The sequence below is a fragment of the Paracoccus albicereus genome (assembly GCF_024359525.1).
In the GTDB taxonomy this organism is placed as follows: domain Bacteria; phylum Pseudomonadota; class Alphaproteobacteria; order Rhodobacterales; family Rhodobacteraceae; genus Paracoccus; species Paracoccus albicereus.
The window spans coordinates 165,632-180,577 of the sequence record NZ_JAKZEU010000005.1 but is presented as its reverse complement, the minus strand read 5'-3'; the positions used below and the strand labels follow the sequence as shown (position 1 = coordinate 180,577).

13 protein-coding genes are annotated in these 14,946 nt (G+C 62.9%); all 13 read right to left on the bottom strand.

Features of this window, described 5'->3' with window-relative positions; translation table 11 throughout:
* Position 1: 1 nt before the first annotated feature.
* A complete protein-coding gene (gene pcaH / locus MLD63_RS14560; RefSeq protein WP_255330636.1) occupies positions 2-727 on the bottom strand; it encodes a protocatechuate 3,4-dioxygenase subunit beta in 726 nt (241 codons plus the stop codon).
* Positions 724-1,104 carry a 4-carboxymuconolactone decarboxylase gene (gene pcaC / locus MLD63_RS14555; RefSeq protein WP_255330635.1) on the bottom strand — a complete coding sequence of 127 codons (381 nt, stop codon included), beginning with the start codon at positions 1,102-1,104 and terminating at the stop codon, positions 724-726. Before pcaC ends, pcaH begins: the two co-directional genes overlap by 4 nt.
* The gene (pcaD, locus tag MLD63_RS14550) at positions 1,101-1,844 is read right to left on the bottom strand and encodes a 3-oxoadipate enol-lactonase (protein ID WP_255330634.1); all 744 of its coding nucleotides are present in this window, start codon (positions 1,842-1,844) and stop codon (positions 1,101-1,103) included. The genes pcaC and pcaD overlap by 4 nt, the downstream gene beginning before the upstream one ends.
* A 126-nt stretch (positions 1,845-1,970) precedes the next feature.
* Complete coding sequence (locus tag MLD63_RS14545; RefSeq protein ID WP_255330633.1) at positions 1,971-3,722, bottom strand: DEAD/DEAH box helicase family protein; 1,752 nt, start codon at positions 3,720-3,722, stop codon at positions 1,971-1,973.
* Between the two features lie 83 nt (positions 3,723-3,805).
* Positions 3,806-5,332, bottom strand: a complete 1,527-nt coding sequence (locus tag MLD63_RS14540) for a tripartite tricarboxylate transporter permease (protein ID WP_255330632.1) — start codon at positions 5,330-5,332, stop codon at positions 3,806-3,808.
* A gap of 64 nt (positions 5,333-5,396) precedes the next feature.
* Positions 5,397-5,900 (bottom strand): tripartite tricarboxylate transporter TctB family protein, encoded by a 504-nt coding sequence (locus MLD63_RS14535; RefSeq protein WP_255330631.1) that lies wholly within the window; start codon positions 5,898-5,900, stop codon positions 5,397-5,399.
* Between the two features lie 35 nt (positions 5,901-5,935).
* Entirely contained in the window at positions 5,936-6,901 is a 966-nt protein-coding gene (locus tag MLD63_RS14530; protein WP_255330630.1) for a Bug family tripartite tricarboxylate transporter substrate binding protein, read from the bottom strand.
* 127 nt (positions 6,902-7,028) lie between these two features.
* Positions 7,029-7,886: a universal stress protein gene (locus tag MLD63_RS14525; protein WP_255330629.1), complete on the bottom strand. Its 858-nt coding sequence runs from the start codon at positions 7,884-7,886 to the stop codon at positions 7,029-7,031.
* Positions 7,887-8,437: 551 nt separating this feature from the next.
* Positions 8,438-10,105, bottom strand: coding sequence for a formate--tetrahydrofolate ligase (locus MLD63_RS14520; protein ID WP_255330628.1), 1,668 nt, complete (start codon positions 10,103-10,105; stop codon positions 8,438-8,440).
* Between the two features lie 29 nt (positions 10,106-10,134).
* Positions 10,135-11,058 carry a methionyl-tRNA formyltransferase gene (locus tag MLD63_RS14515; RefSeq protein WP_255330627.1) on the bottom strand — a complete coding sequence of 308 codons (924 nt, stop codon included), beginning with the start codon at positions 11,056-11,058 and terminating at the stop codon, positions 10,135-10,137.
* A 72-nt stretch (positions 11,059-11,130) separates the two neighbouring features.
* Complete coding sequence (gene frc / locus MLD63_RS14510) at positions 11,131-12,405, bottom strand: formyl-CoA transferase (protein WP_255330626.1); 1,275 nt, start codon at positions 12,403-12,405, stop codon at positions 11,131-11,133.
* A 13-nt stretch (positions 12,406-12,418) separates the two neighbouring features.
* A complete protein-coding gene (oxc, locus tag MLD63_RS14505; RefSeq protein ID WP_255330625.1) occupies positions 12,419-14,197 on the bottom strand; it encodes an oxalyl-CoA decarboxylase in 1,779 nt (592 codons plus the stop codon).
* A gap of 24 nt (positions 14,198-14,221) precedes the next feature.
* Positions 14,222-14,938: a GntR family transcriptional regulator gene (locus MLD63_RS14500; RefSeq protein ID WP_255330624.1), complete on the bottom strand. Its 717-nt coding sequence runs from the start codon at positions 14,936-14,938 to the stop codon at positions 14,222-14,224.
* Between the last annotated feature and the right edge of the window lie 8 nt (positions 14,939-14,946).

Sequence of the window (14,946 nt, the reverse complement as noted above, 5' to 3'; positions counted from 1 at the left end):
CTCAGTTCCCCTCGGGCCGGTTTTCGAAATAGGTCGACCGCCGTCCCCTCAGCACGATGTCGAACTTGTAGGCGATGCTGTCCAGCGGGATCGTCGCGTTCAGGTCCAGCGTCGCGGTCAGTTGCTCGATCGCATCCGGGTCCGGAATGGTGGCCACGATCGGACATTTCGGGATCAGCGGGTCGCCCTCGAAATAAAGCTGGGTGATCAGCCGTTGGCAGAAGGCGTGACCGAAAACCGACACGTGGATATGCGCGGGACGCCAATTGTTGACCCAGTTGCGCCAAGGATAGGCGCCTGGCTTCACCGTGCGGAAGTGATAGCGTCCTTCGGCATCCGTGATGGTGCGCCCGCAACCGCCGAAATTGGGGTCGAGCGAGCCAAGGTAGGTGTCTTTCTTGTGCCGGTAACGCCCGGAGGCGTTGGCCTGCCAGATCTCTACCAGCGTGTTCGGCACGGGACGCGCATTTTCATCCAGCACGCGGCCGTGGACGATGATCCGCTCACCCACCGGCGCCTCGCCATCCTTCGCGAAGTTCATCAGCAGGTCGTTGTCCAGCGGGCCCAGATCGCCGTGGCCGAAGGTCGGGCCGGTCATCTCGCTTGCCGATTGCTGCAGCGAGATCGCCGCGAAACGCGGACTGCGCGCCACAGAGGTCTTGTAATCCGGAGTCAGCGCCGGCGGATGCAGGCGACGGTCGCGCTGGTAGAATTCACCGTCGTTCATCGTGCAGCCTCCATTTCGGCATAGGTTTCGCGCGCCAGTTTCAGGGCGTGGTTCGCGCGCGGTACGCCCGCATAGATTGCGACATGCTGGAACGCTTCCAGCACATCCTGCTTGCTGGCCCCCGTGCGGGCGGTGGCGCGGATATGCATCGGAATTTCCTCGAAATTGCCGGTCGCGGCCAGCAAGGCGAGCGTCAGCATCGAATGCTCGCGCCGGCTGATCGCGTCGCTGGCCCAGACCGTGCCCCACGCGCCTTCCGTGATCAATGACTGGAACGCGGTGTCGAGGTCGGTCTTGGCCGCTTCGGCGCGATCGACATGGGCGTCACCCAGCACTTCGCGGCGCACCTTCATGCCGGTGGCGTGGCGGTCGGTCATCGTGTCGTCTCCAGAAAATTGCGCAGCAGGGTCGCGTATTGGTCGGGCGTTTCGACGCAGGGGATGTGCCCCACGCCCTCGATCATCTCGAAACGGGAGCCGGGGATCATTGCGGCCGTTTCACGGACTAGATCGGGCGGCGTCGAGCCGTCGAGACTGCCTGCGATGGCCATGACCGGCAGGTCCAGTCCCGGCGCCGCGTTGCGCAGGTCTGCGTCGGCAATCGCGCGGCAGGCGTCAGCGTAGCCTTGCGGATCGGTGCGGGTCAGCATGTTACGCCACGGGGCGATATCGTCGCTGGCCTGGAAAGCGGGGGAAAACCACTTTTCCAACACGCCGTCGGCAATGGACGGCAGTCCGTCCTGCTCGACGGTGTCGATCCGTGTTTGCCAGCTGTCCGTCGTGCCGATCTTGGCGGCGGTGTTCGACAGGACCAGTGATGAGACGCATTCAGCATGGCGCGAGGCAAGCGACAGGCCGATCAGCCCACCGATGGACAATCCCACAAAGGCTGCGCGCCCGCCCATCACCTCGATCAGCGCGGCGGCATCGTCGGCCATGCTGTCTATGCTCGTGATCGGCGCGCGGTCGGACAACCCGTGGCCGGGCTTGTCGAAGCGTCCGATCCGCCATTCGGGAAGCTGCTGCACCACAGCGTCCCAGATGCGAAAGTCCGTGCCGAGGGAATTGGCAAAGACCAGCGACGGTCCATCCTCGGGCCCATCGAATCGTACATGCATGGCCCCCCAGGGGCGCATCAGAACCTGCGCCATCGTGTCGATTCCCCTTGCGCGCAGACTGTCGCATAATCTTTTCGCGCGGGCGATTGAAAAGTTGGGCCAGACAGTTGCGGTTTTCGATAAGTGTCAGGGATCGCCAGGCCAGGCACCCAGAGTATGAAAGCGTTCATCCTTGGCATCGAAAGGCGGAGGTTCCCCACCCTCCGGGCAGGTCAGCCCCAGGTTCAACCGTTCTGCCGCCCCCTCGGTCGCGTAGGTGCAGCGTCCATCCCTGACCTCTGCCGCAACCGCCTTTCCTTCGGCATCGAGAAAAGAGACCTCTGCCACCTTGTCGAGACATTCGCGCAGGAAATCGCCGGCTTTCTCAGGCGGTGATTGCAGCACGTCTTCGGGACGCGTCGCATCGACATTTACGTGCCGGTAGCGGTCCAGATTGCGCAGCCCCTCGGCGTCCAGCACCACAAGCCGGCCGTTCCAGCCGAAGGCAAGCGTGCGTGGCCGTTCGCCAAGCGCGACGCCGTTGTCCAGGAACTCGAAATGCACCTTCTGCTGGGTCTTGTTGATCCAGGTGAAGAACAGGTTTGGAATACCCGTGTAAGCCTCGATGTTGTGGTAGAGAAGGTCGTCCACCGCCTTGAAACGACCGGTCGTCAGCCCGCGCTTCCAGGCGCGTTCGACCGTCTCGGCCGGCGGGGTGATCATCACGAAGATATAGACCCGATCGCCGAAGCGGCTGAGCAGGTTGCCCACGTCTTCGCCCTGCGCGGTGGACACGAAGCTGTCGAAACGGAAGCGGTCGATCAGCAGATGCGGCACATCGCCACGTTGCTGCTTGCGAACGAAGTATTCGTCCAGCTTGCGGTCGATGATCTCCAGCTCTTCCCCGGTCAGGACGGCGGCGTATTTGTGATCCTCGCCCAGTGAACGGTAATCGAGCAAGTGCTTGCGCCAGTAATCGGGGCTGACCAGCGCAAATTCCTGCCACGGAATGCCAAGCCGCTCGGCCAGTTCACGCTGCAGGTTGCGCAGCGTGCTTTTCCCCGAGGCAGAGGCGCCCTTGACGTTCAGGATCACCGGCCTGTCCTGCGGCGGCAACAGAGTAAATTCGCCGGCTTCGGCAGCTTCGCGGATCAGCGGCTGGATCATCTCGCCCACGGCCCGACTGCCGTGGCGGTTGCAGGCGCGATGTGTGGCCAGACGCGCGATCAGGTCGCGGTCGGCGGGCAACCTGCCGCGGCGCTTGATGATGCCGCCTGCGACGAAACACAGCGCTTCCAGACAGGCACGTTCCAACCCCTCGTCTAGGTCGCGCAGTTCGGTCTGCCAGCCTGACAGTGCCGATTGGTCGCGCGGTTGGCCCGCATCCGGTGCAGGTTGCGGGGCAGGGGCGGTGCTGGTCTTGCGACCAAAAAGCCGGCCAAACAGCCCGCCGGTTTCCTTCGGTGGCGTCGCTGTTGCAGGCCGGGCGGGTGCGAAGACATTCTGGTCCAGCCGTGCCTCGATGGTGTGGCGGATCTGATCGCACAGCGCATCGAACTCTGCCTTCAGGCGGCCACGATGCGGGGCAACGTGCTTATCGGCGATGTTGGCGGCCATCTGACGCAGGTTCAGGCCCAGATCTTCATAGGCGTCGCCGTCGGGCACATGCAGATCGGCGGTGACGCGGATCAGCGTCTCGTGCGTCACCAGCCGGTCGAAGGTGAACGCCACCATCTCGCGCGCGTTGGTGCCGCAGAAATCTGCAGCGTCCTTCGCCTCGGTATAGGAAACGGATGAGTTTTCGGGTCGGTAAAGCGTGATCTGGGGACGCAGATGCGCGGGGATGGTCGAGCTGATTCCCGGCGACCAGGCATCGTGCTGATCAGCTTTCTTGGTCACGGTCAGGCCCCCTGAAATTGGAAGGGCGGGTCGAAGGACCCGCCCCGCCGTCATGGCTAGGTTAGCACGTTATCGACGTGACCTCAGACGTTGCCGGTCTTGGCACTTTTGCCGCGGCTGCGATCGTAGATCATCTTGAACAGCGGCAGCAGGATCAGGATGATCGCGCACACCATCGTCACGGCCGCGATCGGGCGGCTGAAGAAGATCATCGGATCACCCGACGACAGAAGCAGCGACTGGCGCAACGTCGGCTCGGCGATCGGACCCAGCACGATGGCCAGAACCGCGGGCGCCAGCGGATAGTCGAACTTGCGCAGGAAGAACGCGCCAAGCCCGAAGATCAGCATCAGCCAGACATCGTGCATATCGTTCGTCGCCGCGTAACCGCCCACGATCGACAGAACGAAGATCAGCGGTGCGAGGATGGTGAACGGCATCCGCAGCATCCAGATGAAGAGCGGAATGAACGACAGGTTGATGATCAGCGCGAAGAAGTTCGAGACATAGAACGAGCCGATCAGACCCCAGACGAATTCCGGCTGATCCGCGAACAGGCGCGGGCCGGGTGTCAGGCCCCAGATCACCATCCCGCCAAGAAGGATGGCGGTGGTGGGAGAGCCGGGGATGCCCAGCGTCAGCATCGGCAGCATCGCGCCCGTCGAGGCCGAGTTGTTGGCCGATTCGGGGGCGGCGACGCCGTCGGGGTTGCCCTTGCCGTAGCTGCTGGGATCCTTGCCCAGCATCTTCGCGACGCCGTAGGACATCAGCGAGCCGGGCGTGGCACCTGCCGCCGGCAGCATGCCGACGAAGAAGCCGAGGAACGACCCGATCGTGGTGCCCCGCCAGCCTTCACGGGCATATTCCTTGGTGTCGGCGACGACGCCCGCAACGCTGATCTTCGCTTCGGTCGTGGTGATCTTCCCGCGCGTCGTGTCGATGGTCCACAGCATCTCGCCGATGCCATAGACGCCGATCGCGAGCACGAGGAAGTTGATGCCGTGCAGGAAGCCCGAGATGTCGAAGAACACCAGACGTGGTGCGCCCGAGATCTGGTCGAAGCCGACGGCGGCGAAGACGAGGCCGAGGCAGATCGACAGGATCGTTTTCGGGATGTCGTCGCCGCCGAGGCCGACGAACGTGGCGAAGGCCAGCAGCATCAGCGCGAAGATTTCGGGCGGGCCGAAATTCAGCGCGACATGCGCGAGCGGCGGCGCGAAGGCGGTGAAGAGGATGATCGACACCGTGCCGCCGACGAAGGACGCGATGGCGGCAGAGACGAGCGCAAGACTGGCCCGTCCCTTCAGCGCCAATGGTCGTCCGTCGAAGGTTGTCGCGACCGCGGTCGAGGCACCCGGGATACCCAGCGTGATCGAAGAGATCGCGCCCCCATACATCGCCCCGTAATAGATCGCGGCAAGGAAGATGATGGCCGAGTCGGGCGGCACCAGGAAGGTGATCGGCAGCAGGATCGCGACCCCGTTCACCGACCCCAGCCCCGGCATCGCGCCGATGAACAGGCCGACCGTAACCCCGGCGATGATCAGCGCGATGTTGATCGGCTGCAACGCCAGTACCAGGCCGTGCCCCAGTAGCTGAAGAATTTCCATCGTATCTTTTCCACTTTCTGTCCGGTCGGGGCAGGGACCCTGACGCGGACTGACCAGGTGCGGCTCAGTAGATGATCTCGTAGAGCACGTTGAAGAACGGGTCGGTGAAGCTCATGCCCTTGGGCAGCGTGATCCGCATCAATCCTTCGAAGAAGAAGAAGAACAGGATGGGCACACCGATGGCGATCAGCAGCGACAGCCACAGTTTGTGTCGCCCCAGGAACCAAAGGTAGTAGAACAGGAACAGCATCATCGCGCCGTACATCGAGATGAAGCCGACGAGCCCGATGAACACCAGAAGCCCGCCGCCGACCTGGATCAGCATCTTGCGGCCTTCGGCATCCAGAACCGGTTCGGTGGATTGGGAAGGCGGAGAAGTCCGCCTTGCCCAGTTGATCGCGATCATGATGCAGCAGAGCAGCATGATCGCCGACAGCCAGAACGGCCAGGCACCACCCCCCGGACCACTTCCACGGATGTAGCCGATATCAAGCTCGGTGCTTTTCCACATCATGTAGATGGAGAGGAGGGCCAGCACGCCCGCCGTGACGATTTCTCCAAGACGCATCTTGGCCTCCCTTCCGGGTTGGTGGTGGCGGGGCTTCAGCCCTCGATTTCAGACAGAAGCTGCTTGTGGCGCTCGATCTGCTCGGCCCAGTAGGCTTTCTGCTCCTCGGGGCTCAGCCACATCGGTGCGAGGCTTTCCGAGGTCATGTAGCTCTGCCATTCCTCGCTGTCGTAGATCGTCTTGAACAGGTTCTGATAATAGGCGGCAGCCTCTTCGGACATGCCCGGCGCGCCCACCACGGCGCGCTGGTTGTTGTAGGCGAAATCGTGACCCAGTTCGGTCATCGTTGGTACGTCGGGGAAGGTTTCCAGACGCTCGGCCGCAAACGCGACCAGCGGGATCACGTCGCCCGACTGGTAGAAGCCGCGTGCTTCGGCGGGGTTGTTCACCGTCGCCATGACCTGCTTGCCGGCCAGTTCCTTGGCCACTTCGCCACCGCCCGCATAGGGGATGTACTTGATCTTCAGGCCCAGCTCATTCGCCAGGTAGCCGATGACCAGGCTGTCTTCCTGCCCGGTGCCCGTGCCGCCCATGACATATTCGCCGTCGGCTGCCTTCACCGCCTCGACCCACTGCTCGAACGTGGTGATGCCGCTGTCCTTGTGAACCCACAGCACGAACGGATCGACGCCCATCATCGCGACCGGCGTGAAGGTGTTGATGTCGATGTTCAGGTTCTGCTGGCGCAGCGGCGTGGTGAAGAACGAGTTCAGCGTCACGAGGATCGAATGATCCGGATCAGACGCGCCGTTCAGCGCAATCAGGGCTTCCGCGCCCGAGCCGCCGCCCTTGTTGTTCGGCACCAGCGGCCGGTTCGTCAGGTCGAGCTTTTCCGACACCGACTGCAGGAAGCGGGCGATCTGGTCGGCGCCGCCGCCGGCACCCGCCATGATGACGAAGTCGACGGGCTTGGTCGGCTGCCAGTCCTGGGCCGATGCGGTCCCGAAAAGACCCATCACCCCGATGGCCGCCGCGCCGGCGAGCTTCGCGAAGTTAGACATTACCTTGGTCATTCAATCCTCCCTTGGGTTCAGTTCTTTTGACGGGATTGTCCCGTCATGCTCCGGCCGTTCTCCAGGCGGCCTCTCCATCCTCGTCCCGAGTGTCTCCTATTCCAACGCTGTCGGTCTAGTGATTCAGCATGACGGGGATCTCGGCGGTATCCACGATGGTCTGCGTGTTTCCTCCAAACACGGTTTCCCGTTCGTGGCTTTCGCCATAGGCGCCCATGATCATCAGATCGGCGCCCAGTTCGCGGGTCGCATCCAGAAGGGCGCGACCGATGCGCTGAGAGGCCGACCACTCGTGGATCTCTGCCGTCAGCTCATGCAGTTTCAAATAGGCCTGAAGATCAGCCGCCGTCGTTCCCGGCCCGCTGTCGGAGCCGTTGGTCAGCACCCAGATCTTCTCGGCGCCGCGCAGGATGCTTTTGCACTGCGACAGCGCACGCGCGGCCTCGGCGCTGCCGTTCCAAGCCAGCGTCACCTTCGCACCCAGGACCTTGGGTGCCGGGTTGGCCATCGGCGCCATCATCACCGGGCGACTGGCGTGAAACAGCGCCGTCTTCAGCGTGTTGTGCCCAAGGTTGCGATCACGATCGGGCTTCGGGACGACGATCAGGTCGGCAAGCCGGCCAAGGCGCTTGATGACGTCCACCTGACGCCCGGCTTCCTCGGCAAAGGACACGCTGGCCCTGTCGCCGCTTCCATGGCCGTTCAGATCCAGATCAAGGTTGCGCGCCAGCACTTCCAGCTCGCCCCGCATGCCTTGCTCTTCCTGATCGGCGACCTGATAGGAATGATCGACGATCTGTTTGCGCAGAAATTCGGGGATGGCGACGCCGTAAGGCATCAGGTCCTGCGGCCGCGGACGGCAATGGACAACCTGGATGTGCGCGTTGTGGCGATGCGCGATGGCTGCGGCATGTGCCAGGGCGTTGTCGCCCTTGCCGTCGCCGCGGACCGGAACCAGAATCTTTCGGATCAACTGCGTTTCTCCCTGAAGATGGACCGTGAGTATCGCGCTTCGATCGCAGAGCGCGTCCTGGCCGGCCGCTGATGGCGGGCGGGGCGATCGCTCATGGCGCCGAACATCCTCAAAGGGACGTCACCGCGACGGGTGTTGGGCGGCATCCGCCCGATGAGCCCGCAGCATCGGGCCGCACATCGCGGCGACCTGCCCGGCTTGCATTCCACAACTCACGGAATCTCCTCCCATGTTTGCGTCTTTTATCCGGTGGGCCGGCGACTCCTCCTCGCCGATCTACCTGGTCCGACTATGGCATAAACTTCTGGTATCCACCATACCAAATACACTATTTCGTTATAAAAGCCGGACCGTCCCGAAAGATTTTTTCGTTTCGACGGGGTGGTTTGTCTCAACTATTGCTTAAAATCTAATGCTGCAGCGCGGAATGTTATCTGCACACCATGGCATGCGACTCAGTCAGCGCTTCATCCGCCGAAACCGTATTGAAAAAGGGCGGCGAAGCCATGCTTCGCCGCCCTTTGCATTGGACGATCAGGGTCGTCTGACGATCAGAACAGACCGTCGATCAGACCTTCCTCATTGATGCGGATGTTTTCCGCCGAGGGTTTGCGGGGCAGGCCCGGCATGGTCATGATCTCGCCGCAGATCACCACGATAAAGCCCGCGCCAGCCGAAAGCCGCACTTCACGGATCGGCAGGCTGTGACCGCGCGGCGCGCCGCGACGGGTCGGGTCCGTCGTGAAGGAGTACTGCGTCTTGGCCATGCAGACCGGCAGATTGCCGTAGCCGTCCTCTTCCCACTGCTTCAGCTGGTTGCGGATCGAGCTGTCGGCGACAATGTCGTCGGCGCGATAGATCTCTTTCGCGATCGTCTCGACCTTCTTCAGCAGCGGCATGTCGTCGGGGTACAGCGGTTTGAAGTCGGCCTTGCCGCCTTCGACCAGTTCCACGACCTTATTGGCCAGGTCCTTGATCCCTTCCGATCCTTTCGCCCAGTGCTTGCAGAGCACCGCTTCGGCGCCTTGCTCGGCGACGAAATCCTTGATCGCCTGCACTTCGGCGTCCGTGTCGGACACGAAGTGGTTGATCCCGACGACCGCCGGAACACCGAACTTCTTCAGGTTCTCGAGGTGCTGGCCAAGGTTTGCGCAGCCGTTGCGAACGGCATCGACGTTCTCGGTGCCGAGGTCGTCCTTCTTGACGCCGCCGTTCATCTTCATCGCGCGGACGGTGGCGACCAGGACCACGGCTTCCGGCTTGAGGCCGGCCTTGCGGCACTTGATGTCGAAGAACTTCTCGGCGCCCAGATCGGCCCCGAAGCCTGCCTCGGTCACGACGTAGTCGGCCAGTTTTAGTGCGGTCGTGGTCGCCACGACCGAGTTGCAGCCGTGAGCGATGTTGGCGAACGGGCCGCCATGGACGAAGGCCGGGTTGTTTTCCAGCGTCTGGACCAGGTTCGGCTGCATCGCCTGCTGCAGCAGCACCGCCATTGCGCCGTCGGCCTTGATGTCACGGGCATAGACGGCGGACTTGTCACGACGATAGCCAACGATGATGTCGCCGAGCCGCTTTTCAAGGTCGCGCAGGTCCTTGGCGAGGCACAGGATCGCCATGACTTCCGATGCCACTGTGATGTCGAAGCCGGCTTCACGCGGGAAGCCGTTCGCGACGCCGCCGAGGTTGCAGACGATCTGGCGCAGCGCACGATCGTTCATGTCCATGACGCGGCGATAGGCGATACGACGGATGTCGATCTCCAGCTCGTTGCCCCAGTAAATGTGGTTGTCGAGCATTGCGGCCAGCAGGTTGTGTGCGCTGGTGATCGCGTGGAAGTCGCCGGTGAAGTGGAGGTTCATGTCCTCCATCGGAACGACCTGGCTCTGACCGCCGCCCGCGGCGCCGCCCTTCATCCCGAAGTTCGGCCCGAGGGACGCTTCACGGATACAGATCGCGGTCTTCTTGCCGATCGCGTTCAGGCCGTCGCCCAGGCCGACCGTCGTGGTGGTCTTGCCTTCGCCGGCGGGGGTCGGGTTGATCGCGGTGACCAGGACCAGATGGCCGTTGGGCTTGCTTTCAAGCGACTTGATGAACTCTTCGCTGATCTTCGCCTTGTCGTGGCCGAAGGGCAGGAGGTGTTCGGAAGGGATGCCAAGCTTGTCGCCGATCTCCTGGATCGGCTTCTTGTTGGCCTTACGGGCGATTTCGATATCGGACATGATTTTGTTCCTTGTCCCTGTGGTATTTATCAGTTGCCGAGTGTGACGCCGGTCGAGAGGCCGGTCGCCTGAGCCCATTCCGCGGCCGGGACCTTTTTCTTGTCTCCGGCGGGACGAACCCTTTTCATCCGTATCTGGCCGCCATTCGCCTGGACCACGACGCCATTGTCATCGATCGCGACAATCTCGCCCGGCTGGCCATCGTTGGCGCCGTCGATCTTCTCGCTGTCGAAGATGCCCAGTTCCTCGCCCTTGAAGGTGGTCGAGGCGCCGGGGGCGGGGTTGCCCGCGCGGATGATGTTGTAGACCTGATCGACGGGCTGCGACCAATCGACGACGGCGTTGGCCTTCTTGAACCAGCTTTCGTAGGATCCGTCGTCAAGACGCTGATCGTGTTTCAGGATGACGCCGGCCTTGACCAGTTCCAGACCCTCGATCATCGCATCGACGCCCATCGGGAACAGCTTGTTGAAATAGACGTCGCCGATGGTTTCGTCCGGTCCGATCTCGCAGGTCTTCTGCAGCATGATCGGACCCTCGTCCAACCCGTCGTCGGGCCAGAAGATGGTCAGGCCCGTGCGGGTCTTGCCCATCGCGATCGGCCAGTTGATGGACGACGGCCCGCGATGTTCTGGGCAGAGCGACGGGTGATACTGGAACGTGCCGTAGCGTGGTGCGTCGCGCACCTCTTCCGGCACGAACAGCAGAACGTAAGCCATCATGCAGACATCCGCGTCGAAGCTTTTCATCAGCTCCAGCGCCTCGGGCGTCTTCCAGCTTGCGGGCTGGTGCAGCGGCAGGCCTTTTTCGCGGGCGAGTTCCGCCAGCGGGTCCTCGGGCTTTCCTTCCTTGGTCGGCGCGCAGCAGACGGCGACGACGTTCTCGCCCCGCTCAAGCAGCTTTTCCAGTACGGCCTTCCCGAAGGCCTGTTGTCCGTGAACGACAATGCGCATGATATCCTCCCTGTCGCAGTCGCGGGTCCTTGTCGGGGCGTTCAGCCCAGATCGTGATGGTGGTGACGCGGCCTATTCGGCCGCGACAGCCTTGGCTTCGCCCACAGCGCCCGAGCCGACGATGCGGTCGATCTCGTCCTGACCGTAGCCCAGGACTTCGCTCAGGATTTCCAGCGTGTGCTCACCCAGCAGCGGCGAGCGCGTGACCTCGACATCGCTGTCCGACAGCTTGATCGGGCAACCAACGGTCAGGTACTTGCCGCGCTCGGGATGATCGACCTCGACGATGGTGCCGGTTTTGCGCAGGCCTTCGTCCTCGGCAATCTCCTTCATGGACAGGATCGGACCGACCGGGATGTCCAGCGGGTTGCAGATGTCCATGACCTCGAACTTGGTCTTGGTCATCGTCCAGTCCTCGATCGCGCCGAAGATCTCGTTCAGGTGGGGCAGGCGGGCCTTGGGCGTCGCGTAGTCGGGGTCGGTCTTCCACTCGGGCTTGCCGATGACGTCGCACACCTTCTCCCAGACCGCGGCCTGCGTGATGAAGTAGGTGTAGGCGTTGGGATCGTCTTCCCAGCCCTTACACTTCAGGATGCGACCGGGCTGGCCGCCGCCGGAATCGTTGCCCGCGCGCGGCACGGCGTCGTCGAACTCGATGCCTTCGCCGTACTGCGAGTATTCGGTCAACGGACCACGCTCCAGACGCTGCTGGTCGCGCAGCTTGACGCGGCAGAGGTTCAGAACACCGTCCTGCATCGCGGCCAGGACCTTCTGACCCTTGCCGGACCGCTCGCGCTGGAACAGCGCGGTAACGATGCCAAGGCACAGGTGCAGGCCGGTGCCCGAGTCGCCGATCTGCGCGCCCGTCACCATCGGAATGCCGTCGCGGAAACCGGTGGTCGAGGCCGAGCCGCCGGCGCACTGCGCGACGTTTTCATAGACCTTGCAGTCCTGATACTTGCCGGGGCCGAAGCCCTTGACCGAAGCGACGATGATCCGCGGGTTGATCTTCTGGATGTTTTCCCAGCTGAAGCCCATCCGATCCAAAGCGCCGGGGGCGAAGTTCTCGACCAGCACGTCGCAGGTCTCGATCAGCTTGGTCAGAACTTCCTTGCCGGCGGCGTCCTTCGAGTTGATCTCGATCGAACGCTTGTTGTGGTTCAGCATGGTGAAATACAGGCTGTCCGCGCCCGGCACGTCGACGAGCTGTTTGCGCGTCGCATCGCCAACGCCGGGACGTTCCACCTTGATCACGTCGGCGCCGAACCATGCCAGTAGCTGGGTGCAGGTGGGACCGGACTGCACATGCGTGAAGTCCAGAACCTTGATGCCTTCGAGTGCTTTCATCTGAGCGCTCCGTTCACTTGATTTTCTGGGCCTGAGGGTAGCGCTTCTGTGCCACCACCGAGGACGGATTGAGATTGCCGATGTTGCCGCTTTCCTTGCCGGCGCCTTCTGCGATGACGGCGTTGATCAGCGTGGGCTTGCGGGACTTGAAGGCTTCCTTGACGGCCTGACGCAGCGCGTCCGGGTTATCGACGGTCACGCCGACGCCGCCGAAGGCTTCCATCATCATGTCGTAGCGCGAACCCTTGACGAAGACGGTGGTCGACGGATCGCTGCCGCCGCCCCAATTTTCGCCGTCACCGCGATAGATGCCGTTGTTGTTCATGATGACGATGCAAACCGGCAGGTTGTAACGGCAGATCGTCTCGACCTCCATGCCGCAGAACCCGAAGGCGCTGTCGCCTTCCACCGCGAGGACCTGGTTGCCGGTTTCGACCGCGGCGGCGACCGCCGAGCCCATTCCGACGCCCATGATGCCCCAGGTGCCGACGTCCAGACGCTTGCGCGGCTTGTGGATGTCGACGATCGACCGGCACTGGTCGAGCGCGTTCGCACCTTCGTTCACCAGAACCACGTCCGGGTTCTCGGCGATCAGATCCTTGATGACGCCAAGCGAGCCTTGGTAGTCCATCGGCGAATTGTTGTTCTTCAGCCGCGGCGCCATCTTTTCGATGTTGCCCTGAACCTTCTCGCGAACCTTGCCGGTCCAGCTTTCGTCGGGCTGCTTCCAGTCGCCGCCCATCTTCTCGAGCAGCGCGGAAGCGACGCTTCCGATGTCACCGATCAGCGGTGCGTCGATTTGCTGGTTGCTGTCCATCTCGGTCGGCTCGATGTCGATCTGGACGAACTTCTTGCCGCCCTTCTCGCCCCAGCCCGGTCCCTGGCCATGGCTCAGCAGCCAGTTCAGGCGAGCGCCGATCAGGAACACGCAGTCCGACTCCTTCAGCACCAGCGAGCGCGCGGCCGAGGCGCATTGCGGATGGGTGTCCGGCAGCAGACCCTTGGCCATCGACATCGGCAGGTAGGGGAAGCCCAGCGTTTCCACCAGCTCACGGACCTTGTCGTCGGCCTGCGCATAGGCTGCGCCCTTGCCGATGATGATCAGCGGCTTTTTCGCCTGCGTCAGCACCTCGACCGCGCGGTCGATCGCTTCGGGCGACGGGACGCTGGCTGGGTTCGGATCGACGACCTTGATCAGCGATTGCGCGCCTTCGGCTGCATCCATCACCTGACCCAGCAGGGCGCCGGGCACGTCCAGATAGACGCCGCCCGGACGACCGGTCAGCGCAGCACGGATAGCACGGGCGACGCCGAGGCCGATGTCTTCGGCGTGCAGGATCCGGTAAGCCGCCTTGGCATGCGGGCGCGCAATGGCCAGCTGATCCATCTCTTCATAATCGCCGCGCTGCAGGTCGACGATCTCGCGTTCGGACGAGCCCGAGATCAGGATCATGGGCCAGCAGTTCGTTGTCGCATGCGCCAAGGCGGTCAGGCCGTTCAGGAAGCCCGGTGCCGACACCGTCATGCAGACGCCCGGCTTCTTGGTCAGGAACCCGGCGGCAGCCGCGGCGTAGCCTGCGTGCTGTTCGTGACGGAACGACAGGACGCGAAGGCCCTGCGCCTGTGCATAGCGCCCCAGATCGGTGATCGGAATGCCCGGAACGTTGTAGATCGTCTCGACCCCGTTCAGCTTCAGCGCGTCGATCAGCAAATGGAAGCCATCCGTCAGGTCGCGCTGGCTCTGGTCGTCCGCGGCCGTTTCCATCTTTTCGGCAGTTGCCGTGCTGCTCATGTGTATCCCCCCTCGGTCGAGTACTCAGTCGTGGTCTTCTTGATCCTGATACCGGGATTCCCAGCGGTACCAGGTGCGGCTGATATGGTCGTGAAGCCGCATCGTGTGCTCCAGCACACGTTCCGCGGCGAGATCGGCGTTGCGTTCCGCAAGCGCCGCGATGATCCCCATGTGATCGACGACCGAGCGCCGGGCGCGGTCGTTCTCGCGCAGGGCACGGCGACGGATCGCCTGCATGTGCGCGAACATCTCGTCCGCCGTGCTGCGCAGAAGCTTGCAGCCCGACAGATCGAGAATTCTTTGGTGGAACGCGATATTTGCGTCCGAATATTCCTGCAGATCAGCGCGGTCGGCCTCGACACTGTGCTTCATCGCGTAGGTGCGCAGCGATTCCAGCTCTTTGTCGGTGGCGTTGGCGCAGGCAAGGCGAGAGGCCATGCTTTCCAGCGCCGCCCACAGGATCACCATGTCCAGCACTTCTTCGCGCGTCTTGCGGCGCACGAAGACACCGCGGCGCGGCACGCTTTCGACTAGACCTTCGTGTGACAGCCTCGCCAATGCCTCGCGGATCGGCGTCCGTGAAACGCCCAGCCGGTCCGCGACCTTGCGTTCGTCCAGACGCAGATCCGCATCTGGCTGATAGATGTCGATTTCCAAGATCGCCGCGCGCAGGGCCTTATAGGTATAGTCCTTGAGCGTGAAGGTCTCGTCGATAGGCTTCAGCTTGTCGTTGATCGACATGATCGGCT

Excerpts from the sequence above, each read along its gene's own strand:
- pcaH (WP_255330636.1), bottom strand. The coding sequence starts at position 727 with ATGAACGACGGTGAATTCTACCAGCGCGACCGTCGCCTGCATCCGCCG.
- pcaC (WP_255330635.1), bottom strand. The coding sequence starts at position 1,104 with ATGACCGACCGCCACGCCACCGGCATGAAGGTGCGCCGCGAAGTGCTG.
- pcaD (WP_255330634.1), bottom strand. The coding sequence starts at position 1,844 with ATGCATGTACGATTCGATGGGCCCGAGGATGGACCGTCGCTGGTCTTT.
- MLD63_RS14540 (WP_255330632.1), bottom strand. The coding sequence starts at position 5,332 with ATGGAAATTCTTCAGCTACTGGGGCACGGCCTGGTACTGGCGTTGCAG.
- MLD63_RS14535 (WP_255330631.1), bottom strand. The coding sequence starts at position 5,900 with ATGCGTCTTGGAGAAATCGTCACGGCGGGCGTGCTGGCCCTCCTCTCC.
- MLD63_RS14530 (WP_255330630.1), bottom strand. The coding sequence starts at position 6,901 with ATGTCTAACTTCGCGAAGCTCGCCGGCGCGGCGGCCATCGGGGTGATG.
- MLD63_RS14520 (WP_255330628.1), bottom strand. The coding sequence starts at position 10,105 with ATGTCCGATATCGAAATCGCCCGTAAGGCCAACAAGAAGCCGATCCAG.
- MLD63_RS14515 (WP_255330627.1), bottom strand. The coding sequence starts at position 11,058 with ATGCGCATTGTCGTTCACGGACAACAGGCCTTCGGGAAGGCCGTACTG.
- frc (WP_255330626.1), bottom strand. The coding sequence starts at position 12,405 with ATGAAAGCACTCGAAGGCATCAAGGTTCTGGACTTCACGCATGTGCAG.
- oxc (WP_255330625.1), bottom strand. The coding sequence starts at position 14,197 with ATGAGCAGCACGGCAACTGCCGAAAAGATGGAAACGGCCGCGGACGAC.
- MLD63_RS14500 (WP_255330624.1), bottom strand. The coding sequence starts at position 14,938 with ATGTCGATCAACGACAAGCTGAAGCCTATCGACGAGACCTTCACGCTC.